Annotated in this window: 23 protein-coding genes; 11 read left to right on the top strand and 12 right to left on the bottom strand. The window is 59.7% G+C overall.

Features of this window, described 5'->3' with window-relative positions:
• Positions 1–19: 19 nt before the first annotated feature.
• Positions 20–589, bottom strand: a complete 570-nt coding sequence (locus tag DW233_RS05375) for a DUF3267 domain-containing protein (RefSeq protein WP_117564474.1) — start codon at positions 587–589, stop codon at positions 20–22.
• 133 nt (positions 590–722) lie between these two features.
• Between DW233_RS05375 and DW233_RS05370 the strand changes: the two genes are divergently transcribed.
• Entirely contained in the window at positions 723–2873 is a 2151-nt protein-coding gene (locus tag DW233_RS05370) for a class I tRNA ligase family protein (RefSeq protein WP_118267109.1), read from the top strand.
• A 59-nt stretch (positions 2874–2932) separates the two neighbouring features.
• A complete protein-coding gene (locus DW233_RS05365; protein WP_117839727.1) occupies positions 2933–4036 on the top strand; it encodes an RsmB/NOP family class I SAM-dependent RNA methyltransferase in 1104 nt (367 codons plus the stop codon).
• Positions 4037–4060: 24 nt separating this feature from the next.
• On the opposite strand, the gene DW233_RS10225 is transcribed toward DW233_RS05365, so the two are convergent.
• The gene (locus DW233_RS10225; protein ID WP_156333777.1) at positions 4061–4231 is read right to left on the bottom strand and encodes a hypothetical protein; all 171 of its coding nucleotides are present in this window, start codon (positions 4229–4231) and stop codon (positions 4061–4063) included.
• 190 nt (positions 4232–4421) lie between these two features.
• Between DW233_RS10225 and DW233_RS05360 the strand changes: the two genes are divergently transcribed.
• Entirely contained in the window at positions 4422–5513 is a 1092-nt protein-coding gene (locus DW233_RS05360) for a hypothetical protein (RefSeq protein ID WP_117583993.1), read from the top strand.
• An 80-nt stretch (positions 5514–5593) separates the two neighbouring features.
• Here DW233_RS05360 and DW233_RS05355 read toward each other — a convergent pair whose 3' ends face one another.
• On the bottom strand, positions 5594–6484 hold the full coding sequence (locus DW233_RS05355; RefSeq protein ID WP_117839725.1) for a DegV family protein: 891 nt from the start codon (positions 6482–6484) through the stop codon (positions 5594–5596).
• Between the two features lie 320 nt (positions 6485–6804).
• Here DW233_RS05355 and DW233_RS05350 point away from each other — a divergent pair, with 320 nt between their 5' ends.
• From DW233_RS05350 to DW233_RS05340, 3 genes are all read left to right on the top strand, one after another.
• Complete coding sequence (locus DW233_RS05350) at positions 6805–8721, top strand: fructose-1,6-bisphosphatase (RefSeq protein ID WP_118267107.1); 1917 nt, start codon at positions 6805–6807, stop codon at positions 8719–8721.
• A gap of 78 nt (positions 8722–8799) precedes the next feature.
• On the top strand, positions 8800–9195 hold the full coding sequence (locus DW233_RS05345; protein ID WP_055250892.1) for a GtrA family protein: 396 nt from the start codon (positions 8800–8802) through the stop codon (positions 9193–9195).
• A gap of 218 nt (positions 9196–9413) precedes the next feature.
• Entirely contained in the window at positions 9414–9821 is a 408-nt protein-coding gene (locus DW233_RS05340) for a GtrA family protein (protein WP_022095123.1), read from the top strand.
• A 159-nt stretch (positions 9822–9980) separates the two neighbouring features.
• Here the strand turns inward: DW233_RS05340 and DW233_RS05335 are convergent, their stop codons facing one another.
• From DW233_RS05335 to DW233_RS05300, 8 genes are all read right to left on the bottom strand, one after another.
• Complete coding sequence (locus DW233_RS05335; RefSeq protein ID WP_233547950.1) at positions 9981–10889, bottom strand: DUF4430 domain-containing protein; 909 nt, start codon at positions 10887–10889, stop codon at positions 9981–9983.
• A gap of 9 nt (positions 10890–10898) precedes the next feature.
• A complete protein-coding gene (locus DW233_RS05330) occupies positions 10899–14693 on the bottom strand; it encodes a DUF4430 domain-containing protein (RefSeq protein WP_158567809.1) in 3795 nt (1264 codons plus the stop codon).
• A 465-nt stretch (positions 14694–15158) separates the two neighbouring features.
• A complete protein-coding gene (locus tag DW233_RS05325) occupies positions 15159–16922 on the bottom strand; it encodes an AarF/ABC1/UbiB kinase family protein (RefSeq protein WP_118267103.1) in 1764 nt (587 codons plus the stop codon).
• An 8-nt stretch (positions 16923–16930) separates the two neighbouring features.
• On the bottom strand, positions 16931–17347 hold the full coding sequence (locus DW233_RS05320; protein WP_118267101.1) for a hypothetical protein: 417 nt from the start codon (positions 17345–17347) through the stop codon (positions 16931–16933).
• 148 nt (positions 17348–17495) lie between these two features.
• Positions 17496–19019, bottom strand: coding sequence for a C69 family dipeptidase (locus DW233_RS05315; RefSeq protein WP_118227280.1), 1524 nt, complete (start codon positions 19017–19019; stop codon positions 17496–17498).
• Positions 19020–19385: 366 nt separating this feature from the next.
• Positions 19386–20240 carry a bifunctional 5,10-methylenetetrahydrofolate dehydrogenase/5,10-methenyltetrahydrofolate cyclohydrolase gene (locus DW233_RS05310; protein ID WP_118267099.1) on the bottom strand — a complete coding sequence of 285 codons (855 nt, stop codon included), beginning with the start codon at positions 20238–20240 and terminating at the stop codon, positions 19386–19388.
• Positions 20241–20242: 2 nt separating this feature from the next.
• Entirely contained in the window at positions 20243–20875 is a 633-nt protein-coding gene (locus DW233_RS05305) for a cyclodeaminase/cyclohydrolase family protein (RefSeq protein WP_118267097.1), read from the bottom strand.
• Positions 20876–21060: 185 nt separating this feature from the next.
• Positions 21061–21900 carry a zinc ribbon domain-containing protein gene (locus DW233_RS05300; RefSeq protein WP_118267095.1) on the bottom strand — a complete coding sequence of 280 codons (840 nt, stop codon included), beginning with the start codon at positions 21898–21900 and terminating at the stop codon, positions 21061–21063.
• Between the two features lie 342 nt (positions 21901–22242).
• Between DW233_RS05300 and DW233_RS05295 the strand changes: the two genes are divergently transcribed.
• Together DW233_RS05295 and DW233_RS05290 are read left to right on the top strand one after the other, a co-directional pair.
• Positions 22243–22845 carry a hypothetical protein gene (locus tag DW233_RS05295; protein WP_118267093.1) on the top strand — a complete coding sequence of 201 codons (603 nt, stop codon included), beginning with the start codon at positions 22243–22245 and terminating at the stop codon, positions 22843–22845.
• 241 nt (positions 22846–23086) lie between these two features.
• Positions 23087–23680 (top strand): hypothetical protein, encoded by a 594-nt coding sequence (locus tag DW233_RS05290; protein WP_118267091.1) that lies wholly within the window; start codon positions 23087–23089, stop codon positions 23678–23680.
• 94 nt (positions 23681–23774) lie between these two features.
• Here the strand turns inward: DW233_RS05290 and DW233_RS05285 are convergent, their stop codons facing one another.
• Entirely contained in the window at positions 23775–24044 is a 270-nt protein-coding gene (locus DW233_RS05285; protein ID WP_118267089.1) for a hypothetical protein, read from the bottom strand.
• 204 nt (positions 24045–24248) lie between these two features.
• Here DW233_RS05285 and DW233_RS10445 point away from each other — a divergent pair, with 204 nt between their 5' ends.
• From DW233_RS10445 to DW233_RS05275, 3 genes are all read left to right on the top strand, one after another.
• The gene (locus DW233_RS10445) at positions 24249–24779 is read left to right on the top strand and encodes a DUF1016 N-terminal domain-containing protein (protein ID WP_233547949.1); all 531 of its coding nucleotides are present in this window, start codon (positions 24249–24251) and stop codon (positions 24777–24779) included.
• On the top strand, positions 24746–25261 hold the full coding sequence (locus DW233_RS10440; RefSeq protein WP_233547953.1) for a DUF1016 domain-containing protein: 516 nt from the start codon (positions 24746–24748) through the stop codon (positions 25259–25261). The genes DW233_RS10445 and DW233_RS10440 overlap by 34 nt, the downstream gene beginning before the upstream one ends.
• 63 nt (positions 25262–25324) lie before the next feature.
• Positions 25325–26113 carry an ADP-ribosylglycohydrolase family protein gene (locus DW233_RS05275; RefSeq protein ID WP_118267087.1) on the top strand — a complete coding sequence of 263 codons (789 nt, stop codon included), beginning with the start codon at positions 25325–25327 and terminating at the stop codon, positions 26111–26113.
• The last annotated feature ends 615 nt before the right edge of the window (positions 26114–26728 follow it).

Here is a 26728-nt window from a genome sequence, read left to right as displayed (position 1 = left end):
TAGCCCCGTCCCAAAAAGACTACTTTGCGAAAAAGCGCACGCCAAAGGACGTATCCTCGCAGGCGACGATACGGCGGTCGCGCAGAATGGTCCGCACGTAATACCAATCACCCACACAGCCCGACAAGTGCAGACCAGCCGCCAGGTAGCACAGCAGCGGATAGTCCGAGAACGCAAACCCCAGGGCAAACGCTGTCGTCACAACAACCGTCGGCGCCAGGCAAACCGCCATGTACCGCCGGCGCGAATACACAACGCCCTCGGCGCAGGCATAGATCATCGCCGTCTCGCGATTCGCCCCAAAGGTCACCTGCGCGCCCGCAGGCGCCAGCAGCTTAAAAAACACCGCATGCACCAGCTCGTGCACGGCAAACGATGCCATTGAGACCGCAGCCAAGCCGACTATCCAGCCCACGACAGCCATCCAGCCGCCCGCCTCAGCCGCGTCCAAGTCCGCAGGCCCGCCCAACAGCATAAACACCGGCACCAGGCACACGGCAAACACTGCGATCACGGCCATCCCCCACACGAAGCAAGCGTGTAGAAAATCCTCGTCCTCAAACGCATGTATGTTGGAAATCTCATTCATAGCATCTTAGGATAGCGCCCCTGCCACGCACCCGCCCGCATGTGCGATAATGTCGAACGATATGCACGAATTGACCACCGCGCCGCCGAACCCCGTGCCCGGCCGCGCTCTTACCTATATGCGAAGGAGTCCCATGGCATCCAAATACTCCATGAACGACCGTCCCAGCTGGCCGCGCCGCGCCATCGTTACCGCCGGCGAGCCCTACGGCAACAAGGGTCTGCACTTTGGCCACGTCGGCGGCGTCTTTGTCCCGGCCGACTTCTTCGCCCGCTTCCTGCGCGACCGCCTGGGCCGCGAAAACGTCATCTTCACCTCGGGCACCGACTGCTACGGTTCGCCCATCATGGAGAGCTACCGCAAGCTCAAGGAGAACGAGGGCTACGACAAGTCCATCGGCGAGTATGTCGAGTCCAATCACTCCCGCCAGGCCGCGACCCTCAACAACTACAACATCAGCTGCGACATCTACGGCGGCTCGGGTCTTGAGCCGGCTGCGCAGATTCACAACGAGGTAACCGCCGAGATTATCGAGCGCCTGCACGAGCAGGGTACTATCTCAAAGCGCTCCACGCTGCAGTTCTACGACGCCAAGGCCGGCACGTTCCTCAACGGCCGCCAGGTGATCGGCCGCTGCCCCATTCAGGGCTGCAAGTCCGAGAAAGCCTATGCCGACGAGTGCGACCTGGGTCACCAGTTTGAGCCCGAGGAGCTCATCGCGCCCAAGAGCCAGCTCACCGGCGAGGTGCCCGAGCTGCGCCCGGTCGACAACCTCTACTTCGACCTTCCGGCCTACCTCGACTTTATGAAGACCTACACCGCCAAGCTCGCCCAGAACCCGCAGGTTCGCTCCGTGGTCTCCAAAACCATGGAAGAGTGGCTGCTGCCGGCACAACTCTATATTCAGAACAAGTTCCGTGAGGCTTTCGACGCCGTCGAGGACCAGCTGCCCGAGCACACCGTGCTGGAGCCCGAGGGCAACAAGAGCAGCTTTACCGTCACCTTCCCCAGCTGGAAAGAGCGCGACGACGCCCACGCGGTGCTCGCCAACGGCGGCGTGCGCTTCCGCAGCGGTAAGGCGCTCGTGCCCTTCCGCATCACCGGCAACATCGGCTGGGGCGTTCCGGTGCCCGAGGTCGACGGCGTTTCCGACGTCACCTGCTGGTGCTGGCCCGAGAGCCTGTGGGCGCCCATCAGCTACACCCGCACCGTACTCGCACGCGATGCCAAGGCCGCCGGCGTGACCGAGGGTGTCGCCGCCCAGGATGCCGCCCTCATGGGCGAGCCCGCCGCCGATTCCACGCAGGTCCCCGCGCCCGCCTACCAGCACAGCTCACTCGACTGGCGCGACTGGTGGTGCTCGGACGACGCACAGATCTACCAGTTCATCGGTCAGGACAACATCTACTTCTACTGCATCGCGCAGACCGCCATGTGGGAGGCCCTGGGTTGGGACCTCACGCAGAGCACCGTCAGCGCCTGCTACCACCTGCTCTACATGGGCAAAAAGGCCAGCTCGTCCTCGCAGACGCCTCCCCCGCCGGCAGACGACCTGCTCAATCACTACACCTGCGAGCAGATGCGCGCGCATTGGCTGTCGCTCGGCCTGTCCGAGAAGCCGGTGAGCTTTAGCCCCAAGGCATACGACACCCGCGTGACCGGCAAGGACAAGGACGGCAACGAGGTGCGCGCCTGCGACGACAAGCGCGTTATCGACCCGGCCCTTAAGGAGAGCGCGCTGCTGACCGGCGTGTTCAACCGTCTGGCCCGCAGCTGCTTCTACGGCGTCGCCGTCAAGGAAGGCGACGAGAGCCCCTACCGCAACGGCTGCATCCCCGCCGGTGCCGCTTCTGACACCGTGGTCGAAGCCGCCCAGCAGGCAGCCCTCGCCTTTGAGCAGGCCATGTACAAGTTCGAGACGCACCGCGCGCTTGCCGTGTGCGACGACTACCTGCGCGCCGCCAACAAGCGCTGGAGCGACGCCTCCAAGGCCGCCAACAAGCTCGAGGGCGAGCCGGCCAATGCCGCGATGACGCAGGCCCTTGTCGACGCCTTTACCGAGCTGCGCGTGGCGACCGTCCTGATGCACGGTATTGTGCCGGCCGGCTGCGAGCTCATCTGCGAGTACTTCGACGTCGACCCGGTCGCTTTCTTTAGCTGGGATAACATCTTTGCCTCCACGGACGAGTTCGTGGAGATCCTGGGCGAGAAGCCCGGCGAGCACCGCGTGAAGCCGCTGCCCCCGCGCTTCGACTTCTTCAGCAAGCACGAGAGCCAGTACTAAAGCACGCCAGCAGCGGCGTGTCCGGAAAGTAGTCAATTTGGGGTGGGAAGGAAAGACGGATGTCCAAGCCGCGTCGTCGTAAGCAAAAAAAGCCGGTTAAGCCCGAGCTCAAGCTTAGGCAGTTTGCTGCTACTGAGCTTTCCGACCAGCTTGCCGCCCTTCCCTGCGCTGCCGACCTGCCACGCTTTATGGTCGACACGGTCGCCGGCGCCTATGCGCCCGCCGATGCCGAGCTCATGATCGAGGGCTTCGGCGCCGCGGCCACACGCCCGGTCACACTGCGCGCCAACACGCTCAGGGCGACCGCCGAGGACATCGCTGCGGCGCTCGATGCCGCCGGCATCGCCCACAACCCCGTCGCCTGGTACCCAGACGCCTTTATCCTGCCCGAGGCCCAGGTTTCCGATCTGTGGGACCTCGACATCTACCGCGACGGCAAGATCTACCTGCAGAGCTTGTCGTCCATGATGCCGCCGCTGGTCCTGGGCGCACAGGCAGGCGAGGACATCCTGGACATGTGCGCAGCCCCTGGCGGCAAGACGACGCAGATCGCCGCCCTCACGCAGGGGCAGGCGCACCTTACCGCCTGCGAGATGAGCATTCCCCGCGCCGAGAAGCTCGAAGCCAACCTCCACCGCCAAGGCGCAAAAAACGTGCCCGTCATGCGCACCGACGCACGCGAGCTCGACGAGTTCTTCCGCTTTGACCGCATCCTGCTCGACGCTCCCTGCACCGGCACGGGCACCGTCATCAGCGGCAACGAGAAAAGCCTGCGCGGCCTGACCGAGCAGCTGCTCGTCAAATGCGCCCGCTCGCAGCGTGCGCTTCTGGACCGCGCCATGGGAGCCCTCAAACCGGGCGGCACGCTCGTCTATTCGACTTGTTCGATCTTGCCGCAGGAAAACGAGGACGCCCTGCAAGAAGCCCTCGACAAGCATATGGACTGCGAGCTCATCCCCCTCGACGGCACGCCAAGCGAAAGTGAGGCACGCCGTGCCCAGGAAGCTGGTGAGGAGCCGCGCATCGAGTCCAACGCCCTGACCGAGGCCATTGCCGCGGGTCAGGTATCGGCCATCGCCAACGGCCTGCCCGGCACGCTCACCATTCCGCCCAGCCGCGAATTTGAGGGCTTCTACATTGCCCTGATCCGAAAACGCAGCTAGCGCACGGATCCAAAACTCAACAAGCTATCTCCGTGCGCGTTTGCCCTGCTGGTCGCGATGCTGTTTAAGCATCGTGCGCTCCTTGCGTTCGGCCCTTTTGCCCTTAATGGCCGTGACCACAAAGTAGATGACCGCGGCGGCTACGATTGCGCCCACGCATAGGCCAATCGAGCCCAACATTGCCGAAAATTCCATACCGCGTCACCTCTCTTTTAAACGGGACTTTCAAGATAGCACCTCGATCACCGCCACCACAGCTCCTTCACGTTCGCCGCCCTTCGGTCTAACGGAGGACGCGGCGGGGAAAAATCAACTCGTCAAACGATTTAGCAAGCACAACGCTGCCGGCACCCTGCCGGCCGTCATCACATAGAATCGAGCCTCCATGGATACCCTCAACGATCTAAACGAGCGCGTCGACGCCTTCGTCGGCACCAGCTCCTTCGACACGCCTGCCGCGGCAAACGACCAAGCTCCCATCGATGTGCCCGCCGAGGTTCACGAGGACATCGTCGCCTCGGTCGATTTCTCCGAGGTCGAGCTCGCAGACGAGTTCACCGAGCCCCAGGTAGCCGTCACGCCCAACGGCCTGCTCCCTATGGAGCCCCTGCCCATCGACGGGCGTTTGCGCAAGGCGGCCCTCCGCATGCCCGACGAGATCGAGGAGGCCAGCGGCTTCACGCTCTTCGGCCGCCGCATCAAGTCGCTCATTTACACCACTGATGTCGCGGTTATCCGCAACTCCAACGCCGATGCCGTCTTTGCGGTCTACCCTTTCACGCCGCAGCCCGCCATTACGCAGGCGCTGCTGACCGTCGCCGAGTGCCCGGTCTTCGTAGGCGTGGGCGGTGGCACCACCACCGGCAAGCGCTCCGTTCAGATGGCAGCCGTCTCCGAGATGCAGGGTGCGGCGGGCTGTGTGGTCAACTCCCCCGCCACCGCCGAGATGGTCGAGCACATCACCAACATCGCCGACATCCCCGTCATCGCCACGGTCGTACGTTGCGACGACGATGCTCACGCCAAGGTGCGCGCCGGCGCCAAGATTCTTAACATCGCCGCTGGCAAAAACACGCCGCAGGTCCTGCGTGAACTGCGCGAGCACTATCCCAACCTGCCGCTCATCGCGCCGGGCGGCAAGACGCCCGAGAGCATCCGCGAGACCATCGCCGCCGGTGCCAACGCCATCATCTGGACACCGCCTTCGGCCCAGCAGCTACAGACCGACATGATGCAGCGCTACCGCAAGATGAAAGAAGACGCCACGCCTGTCATCTCGCACGACGATGTGCCCATTATCGACCAGGTCGCCGCCGCCGAGGTCAGCCAGGTCGAGAACATGAATCCCGACGTGCCGATTCCCGACGAGGTTATCGAGCGCGTCGCTTCGATCCACGATCATATCGAGGAGCGTCGCGCCAACCGCGGCCTCAAGCCGTCACTGCACGGCTTCTTCTTCCGCGGAAAGAAACGCTAGCAAAACATCTTGGCCCGCCCCACAAACGTGAGGCGGGCCGTTTTCGTTTGAGCAATCATGCAGCGATGTGATGGGGCAAATTAATCCACGCGCTTGTCGCCCATAAAGAAGAGCGCCACCGTGCCAGGTCCGGTATGCGAGCCAATCAGAGTACCGATGTTATTGATCTCAATCTTGCCTTTAAGCTGCGGAATCTGTTCCTCGATCAGCGCCGCAACTGCCTCGGCATCCTCGCGGCACGCCGAGTGCGACATGACGCACTTACCCGAATAATCCGCACCGTCCTGCACGTGTGCCATCATGGTCTTAGCCATCTCGGAAATCGCGCGCTTCTTAGTGCGAATCTTCTCACGTGGCGACAGCCCACCTTCGCAATCGACCGTCATAAGCGGGCAAATCTTAAGCGCCGTGCCGATGATCGCGCTCGCGGCCGAAATGCGACCGCCGCGCAGGTAGCTCGACAGATCGGTCGAGAAGAACCAGTGGTGCAGGTTGAGCTTGTGCTCCTCGATCCAAGCGGCCGTCTCGTCGAGTGACGCCCCGCTATCGCGCACGTCGGCGGCATATTCCAGCAACAGGCCAAAGCCCGAAGACGCCGCCAGCGAATCGATGACGCGCACCTTGCCGCCCTGGGGATAGCGATCCGCGAGCATCTGCGCCGCAACGCAGGCCGATCCATACGTGCCCGAAATACCCGATGACAACGTCAGGTGCAGCACGTCTTTGCCCTCGGCAACAAACGGCTCCCAAAACTCCTCGTACTCACCCACGCTCACCTGAGACGTCTTGGGCATGGCGCCCGCGGCAATCTGGGCAAAAAACTTGTCCGGCGTAATCGACTGATACAGATCGTCCGTATAGACAACATCGTCGATCTCGTAATGAAAACACACGACAGGGATATTGCGCGACGCAAAGAACTCACGGGTTCGGTCGGCGGCGGATTCACAGGTCAGGACAAAATCACTCATATGAGGCTCCTTACTCATTGCTGCGCAAATTATCGCACAGTGAGCCTACATACGGTACATATGTCCACTATTTACCAAATCGAACCAAAAATAGCGAACATCTTTACCACCATCGTCTCCACCGGCCCCACGCATAAATATCTGAGAAAACACCCTCTGTCGTCTCCACTCAACCGCCATATCTACCTCCACTAAATCGATTTACCAAACCGTTCGGCTAACAATTCGGCTGCCCATCCCCAATCGAAACAAAAGCGGCGCATACTGATAAACGTTTTACGCTGTTTATCAGTTTTACCAGCCCTATCGGAAGGTGTTTCATGGTCGCATTCGATCGCAATCCGCAAGACTTCAAGTATCTGCGCCTGCTGTCGAGACAGTTTCCCACCGAGCAATCCGCGTTTACCGAGATCATCAACCTCTCGGCCATCCTCAACCTGCCCAAAGGCACTGAGCATTTTATGAGCGACGTGCATGGCGAGTACGAAGCCTTTATGCACATCCTCAACAACTGCTCGGGCGTCGTGCGCGAGCATGTCGACGAGATTTTTGGCGAAACGCTCTCCTTTGACGAGAAGGGCGAGCTGTGCACGCTCATCTACTACCCGCGCGAGAAGATCGAGCTGGTCCGCAGCCAGCGCGAGGACTCGCCCACCTGGTACAAGACGATGCTTGACCAACTCATTATGGTTGCCCGCTCGCTTTCGAGCCGTTATACGCGCTCCAAGGTGCGTAAGGCCATCCCACGCGATTACGCCTATATCATCGACGAGTTGTTGCACACGCACCCGGACGAGAACAACTATCGCGTGCGCTATCACGAGCGCATCGTGGAGTCCATCCTGGAGACCGCAAGCGCCGACGACTTTATCGAGTCGCTTGCCTCGCTCATCAAGCGCCTGGCCGTCGACCACCTGCACCTGGTGGGCGACATCTTCGACCGCGGTGGCGGCGCGGCCAAGATTATGGACCGCCTGCTCACCTACCATTCACTCGACATCCAGTGGGGCAACCACGACCTGCTGTGGATGGGCGCTGCGGCCGGTGAGCCCGCCTGCATCGCCACGGTGCTGCGCAACAACCTACGCTACGACAACTACGAGATCCTGGAGAACGACTACGGCATCTCGCTGCGTGAGCTTGTCGCCTTTGCCGATGCCGCCTACACCGCCGGTGAGCCCATCACCCCGCTGATCAAGGCCATCAACGTGCTGCTCTTTAAGCTCGAGGGCCAGATTATCCAGCGCCACCCCGAGTTCGATATGACCGACCGCCTGCTGCTCGACAAGATCGATCACGACGCCGGCGCGGTCACGCTCGCCGACGGCAGCGTGTGGCAGCTCACGACCAATGACTTCCCCACCGTCGACCCGGCGGACCCCTATTCGCTCACGCCCCAAGAGCAGCACATCATCGACAAGCTCGTGTCCGAGTTTGTCACCGCCGATCACCTGCATCGCCATATCGATTTCCTCTATTCCCACGGCTCGATGTACAAGGTCGCCAACGGCAACCTGCTGTTCCATGGCTGCGTGCCGCTCAACGAAGACGGCACCTTTAGCAGCATGAACTGCCTGGGCACCTGGCACGCTGGCCGCGATTATCTCGATTTTTGCGACCACATCGCCCGCCGCGCCTGGCGCGTGGGCGACCGCGACGCTCTCGACTGGATGTGGTACCTGTGGATTGGCTTTAACTCACCCGCCAGCGGACGCCTGGTGCGCACCTTTGAGCGCGCCTATATCGCCGATAAGAGCACCTGGGTCGAGCCGATGGACCCGTACTTTACGCTTACCAAGTCGCCCTCGGTCTGCAATGACATCATGCGCGAGTTTGGCGTCGCGCCCATGGCATGCTCACCGACCGGTCACATCATCAACGGCCACACGCCCGTCAAGACCACCAAGGGCGAGCAGCCCATCCGCGCCGAGGGCAAGCTGCTGGTCATCGATGGCGGCTTCTGCCGCGCCTACCACCCCAAGACGGGTATCGCCGGCTATACGCTCATCTCGAGCTCGCGCGGCTGCCGCCTCAAGTCGCACCGGGCCTTTACGACGGTTGCCGAGGCACTCACGCGCAACGTGGACATCGAGAGCGAGACCAACCGTTTTGACCAAGCAGACCGTCGCCGCATGGTGAGCGACACCGATTCCGGAGCCAAGATCCGCAGCCAGATCCAAGACCTGCGCCAGCTGCTCGATGCATATAGAAACGGTGCTATCGAGGAGCGCGCCTAGCACCACCCGTGGGGATTGGCTAAACTTGCTGAGTTTATCATCCCCACGGCGTCCCGGCGCCACCCTAAGGCAGGTACCATGCAGAAGCTCCTTGCGCAGATCATGAAGTTTGGCGTCGTCGGCATCGTCGCCACGGTCATCGACTTTGGCATCATGAATCTGCTCCACTACGGTCTGGGCCTTAACATCCTAATCGCCAACACCAGCGGCTTTATCATCTCACTCATCTTTAATTACGTCGCCAGCATGAAGTACGTGTTTGCGCACAAGGAAGGCATGAGCCGCCGCCGCGAGTTCATTATCTTTGTCGTGCTGTCCGTGATCGGCCTGGCACTCAACGACGGTATCGTGTTGACACTCAACGCCGGCCTGGGACTCGAGGCCAATATCGCCAAGATCTGCGCCACCGCGCTTGTCATGGTCTACAACTTTGTGACCCGAAAGATCTTCCTGGAAGGCGATGAGACCAAGTAACTCGCAACCTTACAGCTTTACAATGTCCACGGATGACGCGCGTCAAGCGCTGTGTTGTTCGTGGGCTTTGCTCGTTTACGAGCAAATTTTCAACGTTTGCGGATTAGCTCTTGAAAATTTGGCGAGTTCGTATAGTTCTTGGCAAAGACCTTACGTTTCCCTTGCAAAAGCTCTAAAGTATCCTCTGCTCGATTCATCAACGCATTGGATGTGATTACGTGCGCAAGGCGCTGGCACAACCTCATACCAAGCAGTTCCTCAAGTTTGCCGTCGTGGGTCTTATCTCCTTTGGCATCGACTGGGGTATGCTCATTGCGCTTGTCGAGCTGTTCCACCTCGATTTTTTGATGAGCACCACGGTTTCGTTCATCACGTCCGTCGTGGTCAACTACTGGCTCAGCATGAAGTACGTGTTCGACCATCGCGAGGGCATGAGCCGCAAGCGCGAGTTCACGATCTTCACCATCCTGTCGGTGATCGGCCTGGGCCTCAACGACCTGTACATGTTTGTGGGCGTCACGTTTTTGAGCATCGGCTACCAGGCCATGAAGGCCATCGCCACGTTCCTCGTCACCTGGTACAACTACTTCAGCCGCCGCTTCTTCCTCGAGGGCGCACGGTCGTAGTCGATTCACTATTTGCTTGAATGTATAACCGGTTGGAATTCCCATTCCAACCGGTTTTTTGTTTGTCGAGAGACCCGGCGAACCAGTCCCATTCGCATGAAAAACGGGCGGCCCGGATGTTTGTCCGAACCGCCCGTCTGGCGCGCTATGTCGAGGCCTCTAGCCTGTTACGTAATACCAGACCACGTTGTCGCTATTGGAGAGAACGTAGTTGCTGCAGGCCGTCATGGGCGTTGCGCCGTTGACGGAGTACATCCAGCCGCTCGTGCCGCCGTACTGCTTCTCGGCCAAACCACCAATCGCGGAGACATACGTGCCGTACGACGAGCCATGTGCGCTGACAGAAAGGCCCAGCGCGCACAGGGCATCGTAGACGGTAGCGCCTTCGTTAAAGGTAAAGGTGCCACCAGAAGACACAGGATTGCCCACGGCGCTCGATGTGACCGAAACCGTCACCGTAACGTAGCTGGACTCCTGCGAGCCGCTCTGGCCGCCCGAGGAGGCGTTTCCGCCATTAGAGGATGAGGCTCCATCAGACGACTGGCCACCGCCCGAAGAAGCACCGCCAGACGCATTGGAAGTATCACCGGCTCCCGTATTTTGGGCAGCGGATTTATCGCCAGACTTCTTGCCGTCCTGGTCCTCGGACTTCTTGTTATCCGAGTTCTTGTCCGATTCCTTGTTTGAAGACTCGGAATCGTCCTTGGACTTGGACTCATCAGAATGCTTGGACTCATCTTTTGCGTCATTCGATGACTTGGAATCCTTGGAACTGGCCTCGCCCGAAGTCGTAGTCGAGCCAGACACCTTGGTGTCCTTGGTGACGACGCTCTCCCCCGTCACGGTCTGAATGATCCAGTCGATGGACCAGGCACCGCTCTCGGAAGGATGGACGAAACCCAGCGAGACGACGATCAGAATGGTGCACGCGGCAGTCAGGACGCCGAGGAGCGTCTTGCGACGAGGGGCGGACGCCGCCGAAGCGGCGCCCTGTTGCTTTGCTTCGTCGAACTGAATGAACGAGGAATCTGGTTGCTTGGGGTCAGCGTCCTTGGATTTATTGGACACAGCCCTCACCTACCGACGTTTGGTGAACACGAACACGCCGACGATGGCGAGGCCGATGACGCCGGCGGCAACGCCAACAATGGCGAGCGGGTTGGTGCCAGTCTCCTGCTCGGAAGCACTAGAGGACTTCTTAGCAGTGGTCGTGGAAGCAGCACCCGTATCGGACTTGGAATCGGACTTCTTGTCGGACTTGCTGTCCTTCTTGTCAGACTTCTTGTCAGACTTCTTGTCGTCCTTCTTATCGGACTTATCGGTGTCCTTCTTGTCGGACTTGTTGTCCTTGGTCTCGGTCTTGGTTGACACTGTCGTCTTGGTCACCGGCTTCTGACCCGGGGCGATAGCGCCACCGGCCTGCTGGCCCTTCGTGCCGGAGCCAGAACCCGTGCCAGTGCCGGCACCAGCACCGGAACCGTTACCAGCGCCACCATTGCCGCCATTGGAGCCAGAGCCGCCATTGCCGCCAGGGTTAACAGCATTCTTGGTCCACTTGGCATACAGCGTCAGATCGACCGTCACCGGCGCGATAAAGTCATACGCCTGCGTGCAAGCCTCATCGGTATACCAACCGCTGAAAGTATAGCCATCGCGCGTCGGATCGGCCGGCTTGACCAGCTTGCCATCGGCCGTAGTCACAAACTTAGTGTCGCAAGCAGACCCGCCGTTGGAATTAAAGGCAACCGTCCAAGACTCAACAGCCCCGAGCTTGAACAGCATGCCCGAATCATTGATGTAGTAGAGGTTGCCAGAAGCATCGGCAATGACCGGAGAGTCACAGTATTGGTAATGGCCGGCCGCATCATAAATCTGCGTCGCCTCTGCGTCGCCGAGCGTATAGCGATACACGCCACCACCAGCAGAGTAGTTGACGTAATCCTTGCTATCCGCGCTGTTCACGGTGAAGTACACGTAGGTCTTGCCGCCCTGAACACTCACCAGCGGAGTAGCAGCAATACCGTTGAGGCCAGCCGGCAGCGCCTTGCCGTCGGCAGCAGCGACCATCGTGGTCTTACCCGTCTTCAGGTTATAGAGAACCAGAGCAGAGCCCTTAGCCGTCTGTCCGCCGACAATCAGATTGTCACCAGACACCGCAGGGGCGCTCAGATTATTCGTAAGGCCCAGATCAACCGTCTTCTGTTCACTCAGCACGCCCTTTGCCGAAAGCGAAATCACATGGAGCATTCCGTCGTGCGTCATCTGATAGAAGGTCGAACCATTGGACGGATCGGCAATGCAATCGGCATTTGCGACAGCGCCGAGCTTCATGGTCGAAACGACATCGCCCGTCGTCTTATCAATGCACTTAAGCGTGCCCGCGCTCGTAGGAACAATGGTGTACTTATCCGTCAGCGCAGCACCAGTCCAATAATAGCCCTCGGAAGGGTCAATGTTCTGCCAAGAGACTTCGCCCGTGGCAATCTTGATACGCTTCAGGGAGCCGTTGCCGTAGGTCGCGTTGTAGTTCTCGTCATACGAAATATCGACCGTACCAACATAGATGTACTCGCCATCCGAAACCACGGTGCAGGAGCTCTGCGTCAAGTCCGTCAAACCAGGCGTCAGCCACTTGCAGATCAGCTTGTCCGCAGTAATCGCCTGGACCGCACCGCCGTTGAGCGGAACGATGATAAGGCCATTGGCATAGATCGGACGAGAGGTATAGCTCACCTTGGAGGCAAGCGGCGCAGAGGCAACCTTTTTACCCGTGGACGAATCGATCTTAATGAGCTCGTTCTCGGTCGCGATGTACACAAAACCGTTAGCAATGACAGGCTCGCTGCAGTTGGCATACTGCTGACCAGACTCGGCCTTCCAATCGAAGGCCCACTTAAGACCGGCGGCCTGCGCAGGCGTCTTGGCGTCCGTAACGGACGTACCGTTGCCGCTGTTGCCGTAGCCGGCCCACTCGGCATCCCAATCAGGAGTCGTCGCACTCGGGTCCACGACAATCTTGTCGGGATCGGGCATGGGCGAATCGTCGGTGGTATAGGCAAGCGTAACCTTATCGCCGCTCTTGAGCGTAATCTGGTTGGCGCAGAGTAAGGAGGGCTCTCCATTGATATACAGGTGCCAAGATTTATTGGTCGCAGCATCCCAGGCATACGGCTTGTGATCGAACGGCGAGTTGATGGAATTGAGGAACCAGTACTCACCACTCTGGGAGCCGTTGTACGTAACGCCCTTGGCCTTCAGGACCGTCTCAATAAGGTTCTGGGCAGTAGAGCCTTCGGGCAAAGAAACACTGCTTGCCGAGCCCCAGCAAGTATTGTTGCCGTTGACATCGGGGCCGACAACATCGACAGACCCAAGAACCTGACCGGGGAGGGCATCGGCGTCAGCGCCATACATAAAGGTGACGGCGTCGCCCTCTTGGAGCTCGTAGTTGCCGGCACCGACCGTGGCGGACTTGCCATTTACATAGAATTGCCAATAACTGCGGGTCGCAGGATCATACTTATAGGTCTTACCGTCAAGCGGCGATTTAATGCCGCTGAGGTACCAGCCCCAAGACTCTTCACTAGCAACGAGATCAAGACCAGTCTGCTCCAGCAGATCCTTGGCAGTAGAGCCCGCCTTGAGACTCATCTGACCCGTCGAAGCCCAAACCTGCTGCTTGCCGTCCTTGTCCTCACCGAGGACCTGAACGGAAGCATGGACAGAATCGGAGGGCAACTGGTCGCCCCAGCCACCGTAGAACCACGTAACGGTATCGCCAGCATGAATGGTGACATTGTCTGCCGTGCAGTCGCTCGACTTGCCGTTGATGAACAGCTGCCAATAGGTCGAATAATCGAGCGGCTTACCCAGCTCAACGCCGTTGTACTTAAGGCTCAGAATGAAGGAGCCCGCAACAACGGCATCGATGTCATTCGCCTCGAGCGCGACCTTCGTAAGGTCAAGTGCGTTCGAGCCGGACGTCACCACATACTGCGCGTTATCGACCCAAGTCTGAGTCTTGCCCTGGGCATCGCGACCAATGACGGTCACATTTGCGGCAACCTGGTCCTTAACGACAGGGGACGAGCTACCAGCCGTATAGGCAAACTCAATCTTCTGCCCCTGGGTGAGCTTGACGCCGCTCGCGCCAACCGAGGAAGACGCGCCGTCAACAAACAGCTGCCAGTAGGCATAAGTCGCCGGATCGAAGGCAAGCGTGCGGCCATCGCTCGGGGACGTGATGCTTTCGAGGTAAAAACCGTATGCCGTGTTCGGATCGTATTTCGCCTTGAAGCCCACCTTCTGCTGCAGCTTAACGAAGGCGTCCGCAGCCGTCGCGCCCTCGTCGAGCTTGAGTTGCGTAGGTGCCACCCAGGTCTGAGCCTTGCCGTCGGCATCGATGCCGATAATCGAGAACGAGACCTCGACTTGCTTCTTGGCGACATCGCCGGTTTCTGTCGGGTTCTCTGTCTGGACGGCAGTCGCGGCGGCAGATCCTGCTTGGCCAGCGGCTACCGTCGAAGACTGCTCACTCGCGGCAGGGTTCTCCCCCGTCGCCGAGCCTTCGTCGCCAGCTGCCGCCCCTGTTGTGGCGGCACTAGCTGCGGGCGCGCTCCCAGAATCTGAAACCTCGGCGCCGCTCTGCTCGGCGGCACCGCCCGCAAGCGCTGCGTCCTCGCCCGGCGTCGCAGCCTGAGCCACAGCCTCGGCAATGCCCTCGGCGCCCTCGGCCCACAACTGAGCCGGCGTGGTGCCAAAGGCCATCGCAAAGGCCAGGAATGCCACCAGGCCGCGCTTGGCTACACCGCGTGCAATCGCGCCACGGCGATGCAACGAGGCGCGCTCGCGCTCGTCCTCAAACATATCCATTTGTCCCCCATTGTCTGTACTTGGAGCGTTGCCTTGAGGCTGCCCCACGTCATCGCGCATGTTGCGCTCGAGTTCCCCCATCGGGATCTCTCTTCCCTCCAGAGCCCTATGCACACCGGCAGCATACGCCGCAGCCGCGTACAAGATGGGAGGCGATCCGACTTAACCTTACCGACCCGGGCGCGCCGTCCGATCTGCGACGCGACCATCCCGGGCCAAGAGGAATTACGGTTACTGGTACAGCCGGGGACTTACACCCCGATTCTCCCAAACGCGCAGGAAAACCGCGCATTCGTGCGTCTCCGCACCACCATCTAGGCCATCGATTATTACTGTCGATATGGTAGCACGCAAAAGGGCCCCGCACACAGGCGAAGCCCAAGGTACAAGCTATGGTTTGCGATAGAAAAGGGCGGGGATGAAGTGCCGAGCAAAATAACCCGTTTCCCCGACCCCGGGAAATCGCTAACGCTTACCGCCGTGGCTATTGCGCCAGATCTCGCGGCCCAGCATCAGTGCCAGCGCCAGCGCGCTCACGTAGCCCATAAAGCCAATGACCGGGATACCAAACACAACCGGCTCGATACGCGCATAGTACACCACCGACGAACCGATAAACAGACCGGCGATCACAATTGCCATCGACATGCGGTCGATAATTCCACCCAGCTGCCGCAGTGCCTTATCGCTGCTCATGATCTGCGTGTTCACCTTAAGCTGGCCGCGCGTAAGCATACGCGACGCCAAGCCCAGATACTCGGCCGCCTCGAGCGAACCTTTTGCCGCTCGATAGCTGCTCGCGGCAAGATCGCGCCCCATATCGCGCACGCGCGCATAGGTGCTCTTCTCGTTTTTGATATGCGTCTGGATGATCTGGATCATGTTGACGTTGGGCATGTACTCGGTCAGCAGACCCTCGAGCGTCACCATGCCGCGCGCGAACATCGTCACCACGCTCGGCAGCTCAACGTCGTTTTTGCGCGCCAAATTTAGCAGCGAGGTCAGAAACTCGCCGATATCCAGGTCCTTAAGATCGAGGCCCGCAAAGTCGGCAACGATAAAGTCCAGGTCGGACAAAAACGCCGAATGGTCGAGCTCGGCAGAATCGCCGCGCGTCACGGCAAAGCGCATGAGCGAGTCCTTGAGCTTGGGCACGTCGCCCTCGGCCACGGCAAAGATCATGTCCTTAACGATACCGCGGTCGTGGCTCGACATGCGCCCGACCATACCCAGGTCGATAAAGTAAACGACGCCGTCCTTGAGAATGATGTTTCCCGCATGCGGGTCGGCATGGAAAAAGCCATCATCGAGCACCTGCGTCGAATAGTCCTCGACAATCGCCGAACCGATTTTTTCCAGGTCATAGCCCTCGGCCACCAAGCGCTCGGGATCGGCAATCGAGATGCCGTCGACGTAATCCATGACCACGACATGCTCGGTGCACAGATCCAGATAGGACTTGGGGCACGTCACGCCATGGACGCTCTTATGGAACTCATAGAAATCGTTGAGGTTTTTGGCCTCGGCCAAAAAGTTGGTCTCCTCGCGAAACGAGGTCCACAGCTCCTCGACCACGCCGTGCAGGTCAACAAACTGATCGGTGTTGACGAACTTGGAAACGATGCGCACCACCGAGCGAATGATGTCGATGTCCTGCGCCATGACCTGCTGCGCGCCGGGGCGCTGCACCTTAACGGCCACGTCCTCACCTGTCACCAGGCGGGCACGGTGCACCTGCGCGAGCGACGCACTTCCGAGCGGGTTGGGGTCGATCGCGTCGAACATCTGCCCCAAGCGCTGGCCGTACTCCTCTTCCAGACAACGCAGCACCACCTCATACGGCACCGGCTCTACGTCGGAGCGCAGGCGGCGCAGCTCGTCGCAAAACCGCTGCGGCAAGATCTCGGAGCGGTTGGCCAGAATCTGCCCCATCTTGACGAACATGGGGCCGAGCTCTTCGAGCAGACGGCGCAGGCGAACCGGCGTGAGGTTGTCCCACACACGGTACTTTTTGATCAGGCGAACGATTTGCCCGATGCGTTCGCGGCGGCCCGCCGGCGTGAGCTGGTACTCCTCATCCGGCGCCATCGCGTCGGGCTCTTCGGGGACCATATCGACAGCGCGCGGCTTCTTGCGAGCGCCCGAGACGGCGGCATCGACCTCATCGACAACCGCCGCCTCGTCACCCAAAGGATCTAGATTGTTGTAATCGGTGGTGGAATCTGCCATCTGCGCTACTACTCGGCCTCTTCGGCGTCCTCTGCATCGTCGGGCTCAACAGACTCGACAGGCACCGAAGTCACGTTGTCCTCGACCGAATCGACGATATCGCGCACATGAGCCAGGAAGGCCGTGCGCTCGTGGGCGGTCATAACGCGGACGCGAGCCAGGATGAGCTCATCGAGCACGCGCTGTGCCGCAGTCTCGCCCTGCATGCCCAGGCGCTCGGTCAGGTCGGAGATGGTGCCACCCGCCTGCTCGAACATATCGGACACGCTGCGGGCGATATCGGGGGTGCCGGCATCCTTGCGGACCTGCTCGCCCTTGGTACCGAGGTCGTCGAGAACCTTCTTGCCGCCCTCGACGGCAACGGCGGCGGCACCGAAGCCCACGTTAATGGCGCCGTTAACAAGCTGATCGAGTTTCATAACCATGGTTGGCTCCAATCATGAACAACTGCATTGGCCTTCTTGTACCCAAGATTGAGTGAACGACACAAAATCGTTTTACCGCCAAGATAGAAATCGAGCGGGGCAAAGCCTTTGACGGCGTTTGCCCCGCTCGTTCGCTGCAATACGGCTTTTACCTAATGTTGTCGTTCATCGCGAAAGAGTTCTTCATGGCGCAGCTCGTGGTGTAGAGCACCTTGCCCAACAGGGCATCGGTCTCCACGCGCATGAGCTCGGCAAAGGCCTCGTTGGCGCGGGCGAGCTCGGCGGGCACTTCGGCCTCGGGCAGCGTGGCTACGACAGCGTCAACGTCGTGAATCTGCTTGTGGCCCATGCCGCCGACCTTCTCCTGGTAGTCCTCCACGGCGCGACCGCACTCATGGAAACGGACGTCGGCCAGGGCGCCGATCAGGCGGTTGGCCCAGTAGAAGTTTTCGGACGTTACGCGAGCCTGCGTGTCGGCATAGTACTCGGGCATGGTCTCGACGTTGGCGTACAGCGGAACCAGCGCGTTAAACGAGTTGGAGCCAAAGGCCATCCACTGCACGGCGCGGTAGGCCGGCTGCGCATAGGGACGCAGCTGCAGTACGGCGAGTTGGCTGTTGCGGTTGATCCCGATGGGACGATAGGCGCCGCGTGTGGCGGGCGTACCCTTGCTGCCGTAGCAGTCGTACTCCGTGCCCTGGTAGTGGCTCGAAAGCACGTACTTGATGTCCTCGATGGTCACCTTGCGCTCGGGCACGCGGCTCCAGGGAATATCGTCGCTCTCGGGCGTGTAGTCGGCCTCGGGGCCATCCCACACGTCGCTGGGGTTGAGGCAGCGCTGCATGTACCAGGCGCGCGGCGTGTTGTAGACATGGTCGCTGTCGCTGTGCGAGCCAAAGGCCTCGCGCGGGTTAAAGACCACGGCCGGGCCGTCGCCATCGACGCCAAGCGTCAGGTCCAGATGCCACTCGGCCATCCAGGCGCGCAGGTCGGCGGAGCACATGTGGTCGGCCTGGGCGCCCTCAGCGTCATCCAGGTCAAAGCTGTCGATACCCAGTTGGTTGGGCATGGTCACATAGGCGTCGTCGGGCACGCGCTTGGCGATCCAGTGGTGGCCGCCGATGGTCTCGAGCCACCAGATCTCGTCCACGTCGCTAAAGGCGATGCCGTTGTTCTCGTAGGTGCCGTAGCGCTCGAGCAGGTCGCCCAGGATACGAACGCCGTCGCGGGCGGACTTGGCGTAGGGCAGGACCAGGGTCACCATATCCTCCTCACCCAGGCCACCAGGCTGCGCCGGCACATAGCCGTCCTCACCCTCGTTGCCCTTGGCGGGCACGTAGTCCACAAGCGGGTCGGCACCGCGGACGCGCTCGTTGGTGGTGAGCGTCTCGGTTGCGGACATGCCCACATTGAGCTCGTTGAAACCGGCCTCGGCCCAGATGCCGTGGCCCGGGACAACATCGGGGACGCTCGTGTAGCGCATGGGGTTATCGGGCAGTTCAACGGTCAGGTGACTCAGGACGCTCGTGTAGACGCGCGGCTGCTCGTCGGGATGCACCACGCGCATACGCTTGGGCTCAAACACCCCGTTGGACGAGTCCTCGTTGCGGGCGACAAGCGTCGACCCGTCGTAGCTCGCATTCTTACCAACCAGAATCGTTGTGCACGGCATGCGCATCCTCCTTGAGCGAAGAAATCAAACGGTACCAGTGTATCGCTTCGGCGCAAAAAGGGCGAAACCGCGACCCCTCGGAACCCCCTCGGGACCTCTGTGTGCAAAAAATGCCAAATATGAGTACTGTCACCAATTTAGTAGCAGCAAGTTTCCTTGTAATGAGTGCCGAAAATCCCTATTTGTCCAAAAGCAAGACAACGTTATTCCCCATAGGTTCAATAAAATGAGCTTCCTAACGATAATGCATATCATTAGGAAGCCCAAATGTCATAAAACATATGTGACTATCTTTGCAACAGTACTCATATTTGGCGTTTTTTGCACAGTGGGTATATAACTGACCCTCTATACAGCCTAAAACGCCTATTTCGATGCGCACTCCGCCGCTTCAATCACGTGTTTGGCGAGAATCGCCGTTGTCACAGCGCCCACGCCGCCCGGCACGGGCGTGATGGCGCCAACAACTGGCTCCGCAGCATCAAAATCGACGTCACCGACCAGCTTGCCGGCGGCCTCGTCCCAGTTAATGCCCACGTCGATGACCGTCTGGCCCTCGCGAACCGCATCCGTGCCAATCGTGCGCGCGCGTCCAACCGCGGCAACAACGATGTCGGCCGCACAGCACTCGGCAGCAAGGTCGCGCGTATGCGTGTGGCACGTCGTCACCGTGGCGTTGCGAGCCGTAAGCATGGCGGCAACGGGACGGCCGATCACTAGGGACCGACCGACAACGGCAACTTTGGCCCCATCCAGCTCGACGCCATAATGGTCCAGCAAAGCCAACACGGCTTCGGCCGTGCAGGGAGCAAAGCCTTCGCCACGACCCGAAAGCGCGGTGAGCAGCGAAACCGGTGTCACGGAGTCGACGTCCTTGGCGGGATCGAGTGCCGCGGCAACTGCATCCTCATCAAGCCCAGCGGGCAACGGACGAAACATCAGGCAGCCGTGAACAGCGGGGTCGGCATTGATGCCCTTAATAGCCGCCAGCAACTCATCCTGCGAAACATCGGCAGGAAGCAAAACGCGGCGAGCCTCAATGCCAACCTTCTCGCAGCGCTTGAGGGCGCCGCGCTCGTAGGACAGGTCGTCCTCGCGCTCGCCCACACGAACGATGGCCAGTGTCGGCACGATGCCCCGTTCGCGCAGGGCGGCGCAGCGAGCAGCGAGCTCCTCGGTCAAAGCACGGGCAACGGGAGCACCCTTGAGCAGCTCGGCCATGGCTATCCCCTCTTCCTTGCGGCGTCGGCGGCGCGGCGCGCCAGCGCATCGGCGCGCGGCAGCCACGTATCCAGCAGATCGTCGCACGCTGCCTCGAGTTCCTCGGCGCGCGCCCGGTCTTTCATAGATGTGGTGTTGGCAAAGAGCGTCAGGCTCGCACCCTGCATGGCGGCGCGGCAGAACACGGCACCGCACGCCACGTCGGACAGCAGCTGGCGCGAGCCCTTGTCTGCCATGTCCTCAAGCAGCGCCAGCGCACGACCGCACGCATCCATAATGCGGTACGGCGGCATGGCTGCCACATGCAACGCATCTTGAATCGCAGTTGGTCGAGCCGGGTCATCACGAGGAATACCGTATGCCGCAGACACCTGGCCATACGCACGAACGTCCTCGGCGACCAGACCCACGAGCTCCTGAGCCAGCTCGTCTGCCTGGGCAAATGCGCGCGTCAGATCGTCTGCGCGATCGGCAAGCGCGGGGTTGGTTGCGCCGTAGCGCGCGACCATCCCGCACAGCGAGGCGCCCAGTGCGCCCACAAAGGCGCTCGCGCTACCGCCGCCGGGAACCGGCTCGCGCGCGGCAAGCGCCTCGGCAAACCCTCGGCAGGTTTTATCCATCATCTCTTGGCTCATCGAAACACCTCTGCCCACCGCGCCGGCCACCACGGGCCGCACGCATAATAAAAAATGGGACAACGACGCCAGGAAGCGGTTGTCCCATTCATCGATCTTGTCCAAGTCAGTCTAGCCCATAAGACAAAGGCTGTCAGGAGCTCTGGCTATCGGCGTTTCCGATTGCCTGCTATAGGCGCGGGTGCCTAGTCCACCTGAAACGTCGGCAGCAGCGTGTCGATAATCTTCGACCCCATGTCGCGGTTTGCAGTCGAGTACTCCAAATGCGCCGTGGCAATCGTCGAATCCGTGACGATCGTCTTTTCGTAAATGATCGTGTCGCCCTCGCGCCACGAAACCACGTACCAGTTGTCGCCCTCCGCGGTATAGAGGTCAGCCTTGCCCGAGGTGTCCGCGTTGACGAACATCTCGTGCGAGGTTTCGTCGTTAATGTTGACGTAGCCAAACAGGTTGATTACAAAGCCCGTCTCCGGATCCTCATACCTGGCGCCACTGCCGCTGGGAGTATCTTCCATCTCAAAGCGATTGGGAATCGACATGCTATAAGGATGCATGTCGTTCGTGTACGTATACACGTCGGTTAGGTAATCGTCCGAATCGCCCGAGCCGTAGTATGCCGATTCGTCTTCGGGAACGGCCTCGTCATCCGACGACGCAGACTCCTTGGACTTGGACTTGTCGCTCTTCTTCTTGGCAGAAGAATCTTTCTCGTCCGAAGACCCGGTATCGATCATCGAGATTTGTGTGCCAGAGCTCTTGGACCCGTTAAGCATCGTGAGTGCAAACACCGTGCCGCCACCGATGAGGACCGCAGCAGCACATGCCACAGCGATAATGACCGGCGCCTTGCTCTTAGGCTTTTGAGGCACAGGCGCGACCGGCGGCATCGACTGGGTTAGGCCCGGGGCAGAGGAAGGACCAGCGCCCGTAGGCGTCGGCACGGAACCACCCGCCAGCGAGGCCCCGCAGTGCGTACAAAACGTCGATCCATCGGGAACTTGCTGTCCGCATTTTTGACAGAACATCGTTCGACCTTTCGTGGTTTAGCTTTTGTCACAGCCAAGTCTATACGCCCCCACCCAAGACGCTGTTGCGCAACATGGAAAAGACGATGCTGAGCCGTGCCGTCCCATGCGCCCAGCGCCCCAAACATGGGACACATGGTCCACCTTTCGAGACTCCCGGGCAGCACAAGCTGGGGCATACATATAGGTAAGGAGCCCTATGTTGGGGCAACGCTCATCACGGCACCGGACGACGAATGGAGGAATAACCGCACAGCAAACAAAGTCATCATGTGCACGCGCAACCGCCGCCCCAGCAATCCGCGGCACACGATGTCATCGACAGACAAGGAGGACACCATCATGAAGAAAAAGACCCTATCGATCCTTTCCCTTTGCATCGCCCTCTTTGCCGCGTTTGCCCTTGTAGGCTGCGGCGGGATCGCATCGGGCGGAGGCGGCAGCACCTCAAAGAGCGAAGGCAAGGAAAAGGCCCCCGTCGCCGAAAAGACTGACTTTATCTGGTTTAAGGTCGAGATGCCCGGGGGCGTTGGCGTAAGCGACTCCGCCGGCAAGAATGCCGACAGGGTCCAGCTCACCTTCCCCGAAGACGAGAACGCCTCGGCCGATCGCTTTATCCCCGTTTGGAAAAAAGCGCTGACGGCCGAGGAATCCCACGCCGACCAGGCGGAAAAGAAGGGGGATACGTTCCAGTGGAAGGATGGCGGGTCCGTCGAGTATAACGGCAGGACGTGGCTCGTCGGAACATACGAGGACAACAGTGGCATCTCAACCATGCTTTTTACCGATGTTGAGCCGGGAAGCGTCTACGTCCTCATCTCGAACTTCGACCAGCACAAGAAAGAAGCCGAGGCGCTCCTCAACTCCATCGAGTTCCCCGATGACATGGAAGAGGCAGTTTCCGAGGCACGCGAAGTCGAGATTTCGAGCATCGAGATCAAGTAACGGGACACCCGCACGCGCCTACGCGCACCCGTGCACATGCGCCCCATTAAAACAACGGGCACCCAACCCGGGGAGGGCCGACAGTATCGGCCCTCCCCTCTTTTACACCCGCGCATATTGCCACTTAACGGCGCAAATCCGGCCCTCAGAATGGGACACATGGCCCACCCTAGCGAGCCGTCCACGCGTACAGTAAAGGCAGGTAATCCATGGGCGGTTACAGATTGAGGAGGACACGACCATGAAAAAGAAGGCCTTAGCGATTCTCACCCTCTGCATCAGCCTCTTTGCCGCGGTTGCCCTGGTGGGTTGTGGCGGAAGCGGTGGCGCTACCGGCAGCAGCGGTGGCGGCGGCGCGGAAAAGCCAACCGTGGATATGAGGACCGACTTCATTTGGTTTAAGGTCGAGGTCCCCGAGGGCGTCGAGATTACCGACGTTGCCGGCGACACGGCCGACAGGGCCCAGTTTAAGTTCACCAAGAGCGAGCACGCCAGCGACCGCTTCATCCCCGTCTTCGACCCTGACAAGAACGCCGACGAGCTGTTTGACTACGAGGCCAAGTGGAAGACCGACTTTGAGTGGACCGAGAATGATCCCGTTAAGTACAACGGCAAGACCTGGCGCAACGCTTCCTACACGCACACGGGCGGCGTGACGACCGAGTACTTCACCGACGTTGACGGCGGCAGCGTGTACGTGCGCATCGACAATGTCGAAGAGCACAAGGACGCCGTCGAGACCATGATGAAGTCCCTGGAGTTTGCCGATGATATCGCCAAGGCCAAGACCGAGGCCATGGACGTCAAGCTCGACGATATCGAGATCAAGCGCTAAAGCTCCAACGGCATGCAGCAGCGCCGTTTTAGCTCAGCCGGGATGCAAGGTGCGACTCCTTGCATCCCGGTTTTTTGTGTTCGAAAGCGCCCGGTCACATCACCATATTGAGCACGTTGACGAATTCCTGCGCCCTCGCGTGACTGCTGAGGCTAAAGACACAGGCAGTCAACAGCCTGTTACGCAGAAAAACGTCGCGGCCCTTGATCCTGTTGACCCCCGTGATGTCCTTAAGGTAGACAATCTCGGTGTGCTTGCCGCCGAAAGCGCCCTTCTTGAGCACCTCGATACGGTTAGGGTAAATTTTGACGTCTTTAAACCTACCCGAACCCTTGTCCTGAAACAGCAAGGTGTTGTTGTCCATGCGTGTCACTCCCATGGGGTTCGCTAAAACTGCCTCTATGGTCACATTTTAGTCACCGCAAGGCTCCCATGCGAAGGTGCCAGACAGCACAGCAATTCGTGTCCGCGCGAGGCTTTAAACTAAATGCGATAAAGATGCATTCCATAAGAGGAAAGTGGGGCGACAGTGATGGGCGAACTGGTAAACCGTGGAGAATCGGCAATCGTGCCAGAAGTTTTTTACAAGCAGGTTTCCTCGATTCTAAACGCCGCTCGCGACAAGGCCTATACCGCCGTTAACTTTGCGATGGTTGAGGCATATTGGGAAATCGGCAAGAGCATTGTTGATGAACAGGGCGGAGAGGAGCGCGCAGCATATGGAGAGGCATTGATTGCAGGCCTCTCCAGAAGGCTTACCGCGGATTTCGGAAGAGGCTTTGGCATCGCAAACCTTCGCAATATGCGTCAGTTCTTTCTTGCGTTTCCAATTCGCGACGCACTGCGTAGCGAATTGAGCTGGACTCATTACCGCAGGTTGATGCGCATTCCCGACCCCGATGCTCGCGCCTGGTACATGAACGAATGCGCCGATTCTCGTTGGAGCACGCGTCAGCTCGAGCGTCAGATCAACACCATGTTCCGCGAGCGCCTGCTTGCCAGCAAGGACAAGGAGGCCGTCACCCAGGAAATCCAAGAGAGCGCCCCGGCTCGTCGCCCGAGGATATCATCCGCGATCCATATGTACTGGAGTTTTTAGGTTTCTCGGACGATACTGCGTTTCGCGAGAGCGATCTAGAGCAGGCGCTCATCACGCATCTTCAGAAGTTCCTGCTGGAGCTTGGCCGTGGTTTCGCTTTCGAGGCGCGCCAAAAGCGCATCACCTTTGATGGGCGCCATTTCTATATTGACCTTGTGTTTTACAACTATCTGATGCGCTGCTTCGTGCTCATCGACCTTAAGACGGACGATCTTACGCATCAGGACCTGGGCCAGATGCAAATGTACGTGAACTACTACACGCGCGAGCTCATGAACGAAGGCGACAATCCGCCTATAGGCATCGTGCTCTGCGCGGACAAAAGCGACTCGATTGTCGAGTACACGCTGCCCGAAGACAACGACCAAGTGTTTGCCGCCAAATACTTGCCGTATCTTCCAAGCAAGGAAGAGCTGGCGCGCGAGCTGAGTGCCGAGTACCGCGCCATCAACGAAGCGACTAATGGCGAAGCGCAAGGGTAGCAGCACGTTGCGACCGATACCCCCGACGGCGTTTCATATCCCCCGACATAAGAGGAGCGCTCCATGACAGACAGACCGAAAACGACACTGCGCGACTGCATCTATGGGCTTGCCGTCGGCGACGCGCTGGGCGTTCCCTACGAGTTCAGGCCCCGCGGCACATTCGAATGCACCGACATGATCGGCTACGGCACGCATGGGCAGCCCGACGGCACCTGGAGCGACGACACGTCCATGACGCTTGCTACCTGCGACTCGATTAGGGAGCTCGGGCACATCGACACCGCGGACATGCGCGACAAGTTCGTCGGCTGGATTGCCCGTGACGAGTATACAATCGACGGCGTTTTCGATTACGGCGGCACAACCGCCCGCGCCTTGCACACCGGCAAAGGAGGCTCCGGCGAGCGCGACAACGGCAACGGATCGCTCATGTGCATCGCGCCCCTGGCGTTCACCGATGCGACAGACGAAGAGGTCAGCGAGGTCTCCGCGATTACGCACGCCCACAGAACGTCAACCGATGCATGCGTCATATTTGTCGAGCTGATGAGGACCGTGATGAACGACGCGCTCCCCTCGTGGGCACTCCACCTGAAAGGCGTGCCTGAGCACGAAATCAGGTCTGGCGGCTTCGTGCTTGACACGCTTAAGGCTGCCGCCTGGTGCTTTGTGAACACCAACAGCTACGAAGAATGCGTGCTTGCCGCCGTCAACCTAGGCGACGACGCCGACACCACCGCAGCCGTCGCCGGCGCGCTCGCAGGCACGGCATACGGCATCGACGCCATCCCGCAGGAGTGGGTCGACACCCTGCGCGGTAAAGAGTTGATTGAGAGCTGCCTGTTTTAGGGCGCCATTCAAGAAATAAGGCAGGAGGCATCATGGAGAGGAAGGCCGCAAATATAGACGAGTTCCAAGTGGACGAAACGGGATTCCGCTATTTCCAGTAGGACTGAAGGAAGAAGCCAGCCTCTATATCCTCCCCGACGGGCGTTACCTCCCCTGCGGGGTCTACAGGACCGCGGACGGCGATTCGCTCATTTATGAGCCGTTCGAGCTCAGCACCTTCGGGCAGATGCTGGCTCAATTCAAACTATGAACTTGTTTCTTGAAATCCTGCGCCTCTCGATGTATGTGACCGGCATTGCCCGGAACCTCTACTCGATCTGGCGGGAATATAAGCAGTAACGGATAGCGAAGGGAGTCATAGAAAAGGGTCGGTTGCAGCCGACCCTTTAAGACGATAGCACCTGCGTTGCCCGCGCTTCCAAAGTTGACCGACTGAGGAGCGGGTTCCGCGGCACATCCTGATTTTACCCAGTGGCAAGGCTCTTTTACAGCCGTTCCACCGTTTATTTACATCTGCCAATCAAGACGAGACTACTACGCACCTTTATTACACACGATATTTTCAGCCTGGTAGTGTCGAGAAAGTTGGTGTAGCGTCCGATCCGAAGCGAGTCG

The organism is Collinsella sp. AM20-15AC (genome assembly GCF_003471405.1).
GTDB lineage: Bacteria > Actinomycetota > Coriobacteriia > Coriobacteriales > Coriobacteriaceae > Collinsella.
The sequence above is the reverse complement of the archived record's forward strand: the minus strand, read 5'-3'. Positions and strand labels throughout refer to the sequence as shown.

Bases quoted from the DNA above. Each gene is read 5' to 3' on its own strand.
- DW233_RS05375 (WP_117564474.1), bottom strand. From the start codon at position 589: ATGAATGAGATTTCCAACATACATGCGTTTGAGGACGAGGATTTTCTA.
- DW233_RS05370 (WP_118267109.1), top strand. From the start codon at position 723: ATGGCATCCAAATACTCCATGAACGACCGTCCCAGCTGGCCGCGCCGC.
- DW233_RS05365 (WP_117839727.1), top strand. From the start codon at position 2,933: ATGTCCAAGCCGCGTCGTCGTAAGCAAAAAAAGCCGGTTAAGCCCGAG.
- DW233_RS10225 (WP_156333777.1), bottom strand. From the start codon at position 4,231: ATGGAATTTTCGGCAATGTTGGGCTCGATTGGCCTATGCGTGGGCGCA.
- DW233_RS05360 (WP_117583993.1), top strand. From the start codon at position 4,422: ATGGATACCCTCAACGATCTAAACGAGCGCGTCGACGCCTTCGTCGGC.
- DW233_RS05355 (WP_117839725.1), bottom strand. From the start codon at position 6,484: ATGAGTGATTTTGTCCTGACCTGTGAATCCGCCGCCGACCGAACCCGT.
- DW233_RS05350 (WP_118267107.1), top strand. From the start codon at position 6,805: ATGGTCGCATTCGATCGCAATCCGCAAGACTTCAAGTATCTGCGCCTG.
- DW233_RS05345 (WP_055250892.1), top strand. From the start codon at position 8,800: ATGCAGAAGCTCCTTGCGCAGATCATGAAGTTTGGCGTCGTCGGCATC.
- DW233_RS05330 (WP_158567809.1), bottom strand. From the start codon at position 14,693: ATGGATATGTTTGAGGACGAGCGCGAGCGCGCCTCGTTGCATCGCCGT.
- DW233_RS05325 (WP_118267103.1), bottom strand. From the start codon at position 16,922: ATGGCAGATTCCACCACCGATTACAACAATCTAGATCCTTTGGGTGAC.
- DW233_RS05320 (WP_118267101.1), bottom strand. From the start codon at position 17,347: ATGGTTATGAAACTCGATCAGCTTGTTAACGGCGCCATTAACGTGGGC.
- DW233_RS05315 (WP_118227280.1), bottom strand. From the start codon at position 19,019: ATGCCGTGCACAACGATTCTGGTTGGTAAGAATGCGAGCTACGACGGG.
- DW233_RS05310 (WP_118267099.1), bottom strand. From the start codon at position 20,240: ATGGCCGAGCTGCTCAAGGGTGCTCCCGTTGCCCGTGCTTTGACCGAG.
- DW233_RS05305 (WP_118267097.1), bottom strand. From the start codon at position 20,875: ATGAGCCAAGAGATGATGGATAAAACCTGCCGAGGGTTTGCCGAGGCG.
- DW233_RS05300 (WP_118267095.1), bottom strand. From the start codon at position 21,900: ATGTTCTGTCAAAAATGCGGACAGCAAGTTCCCGATGGATCGACGTTT.
- DW233_RS05295 (WP_118267093.1), top strand. From the start codon at position 22,243: ATGAAGAAAAAGACCCTATCGATCCTTTCCCTTTGCATCGCCCTCTTT.
- DW233_RS05290 (WP_118267091.1), top strand. From the start codon at position 23,087: ATGAAAAAGAAGGCCTTAGCGATTCTCACCCTCTGCATCAGCCTCTTT.
- DW233_RS05285 (WP_118267089.1), bottom strand. From the start codon at position 24,044: ATGGACAACAACACCTTGCTGTTTCAGGACAAGGGTTCGGGTAGGTTT.
- DW233_RS05275 (WP_118267087.1), top strand. From the start codon at position 25,325: ATGACAGACAGACCGAAAACGACACTGCGCGACTGCATCTATGGGCTT.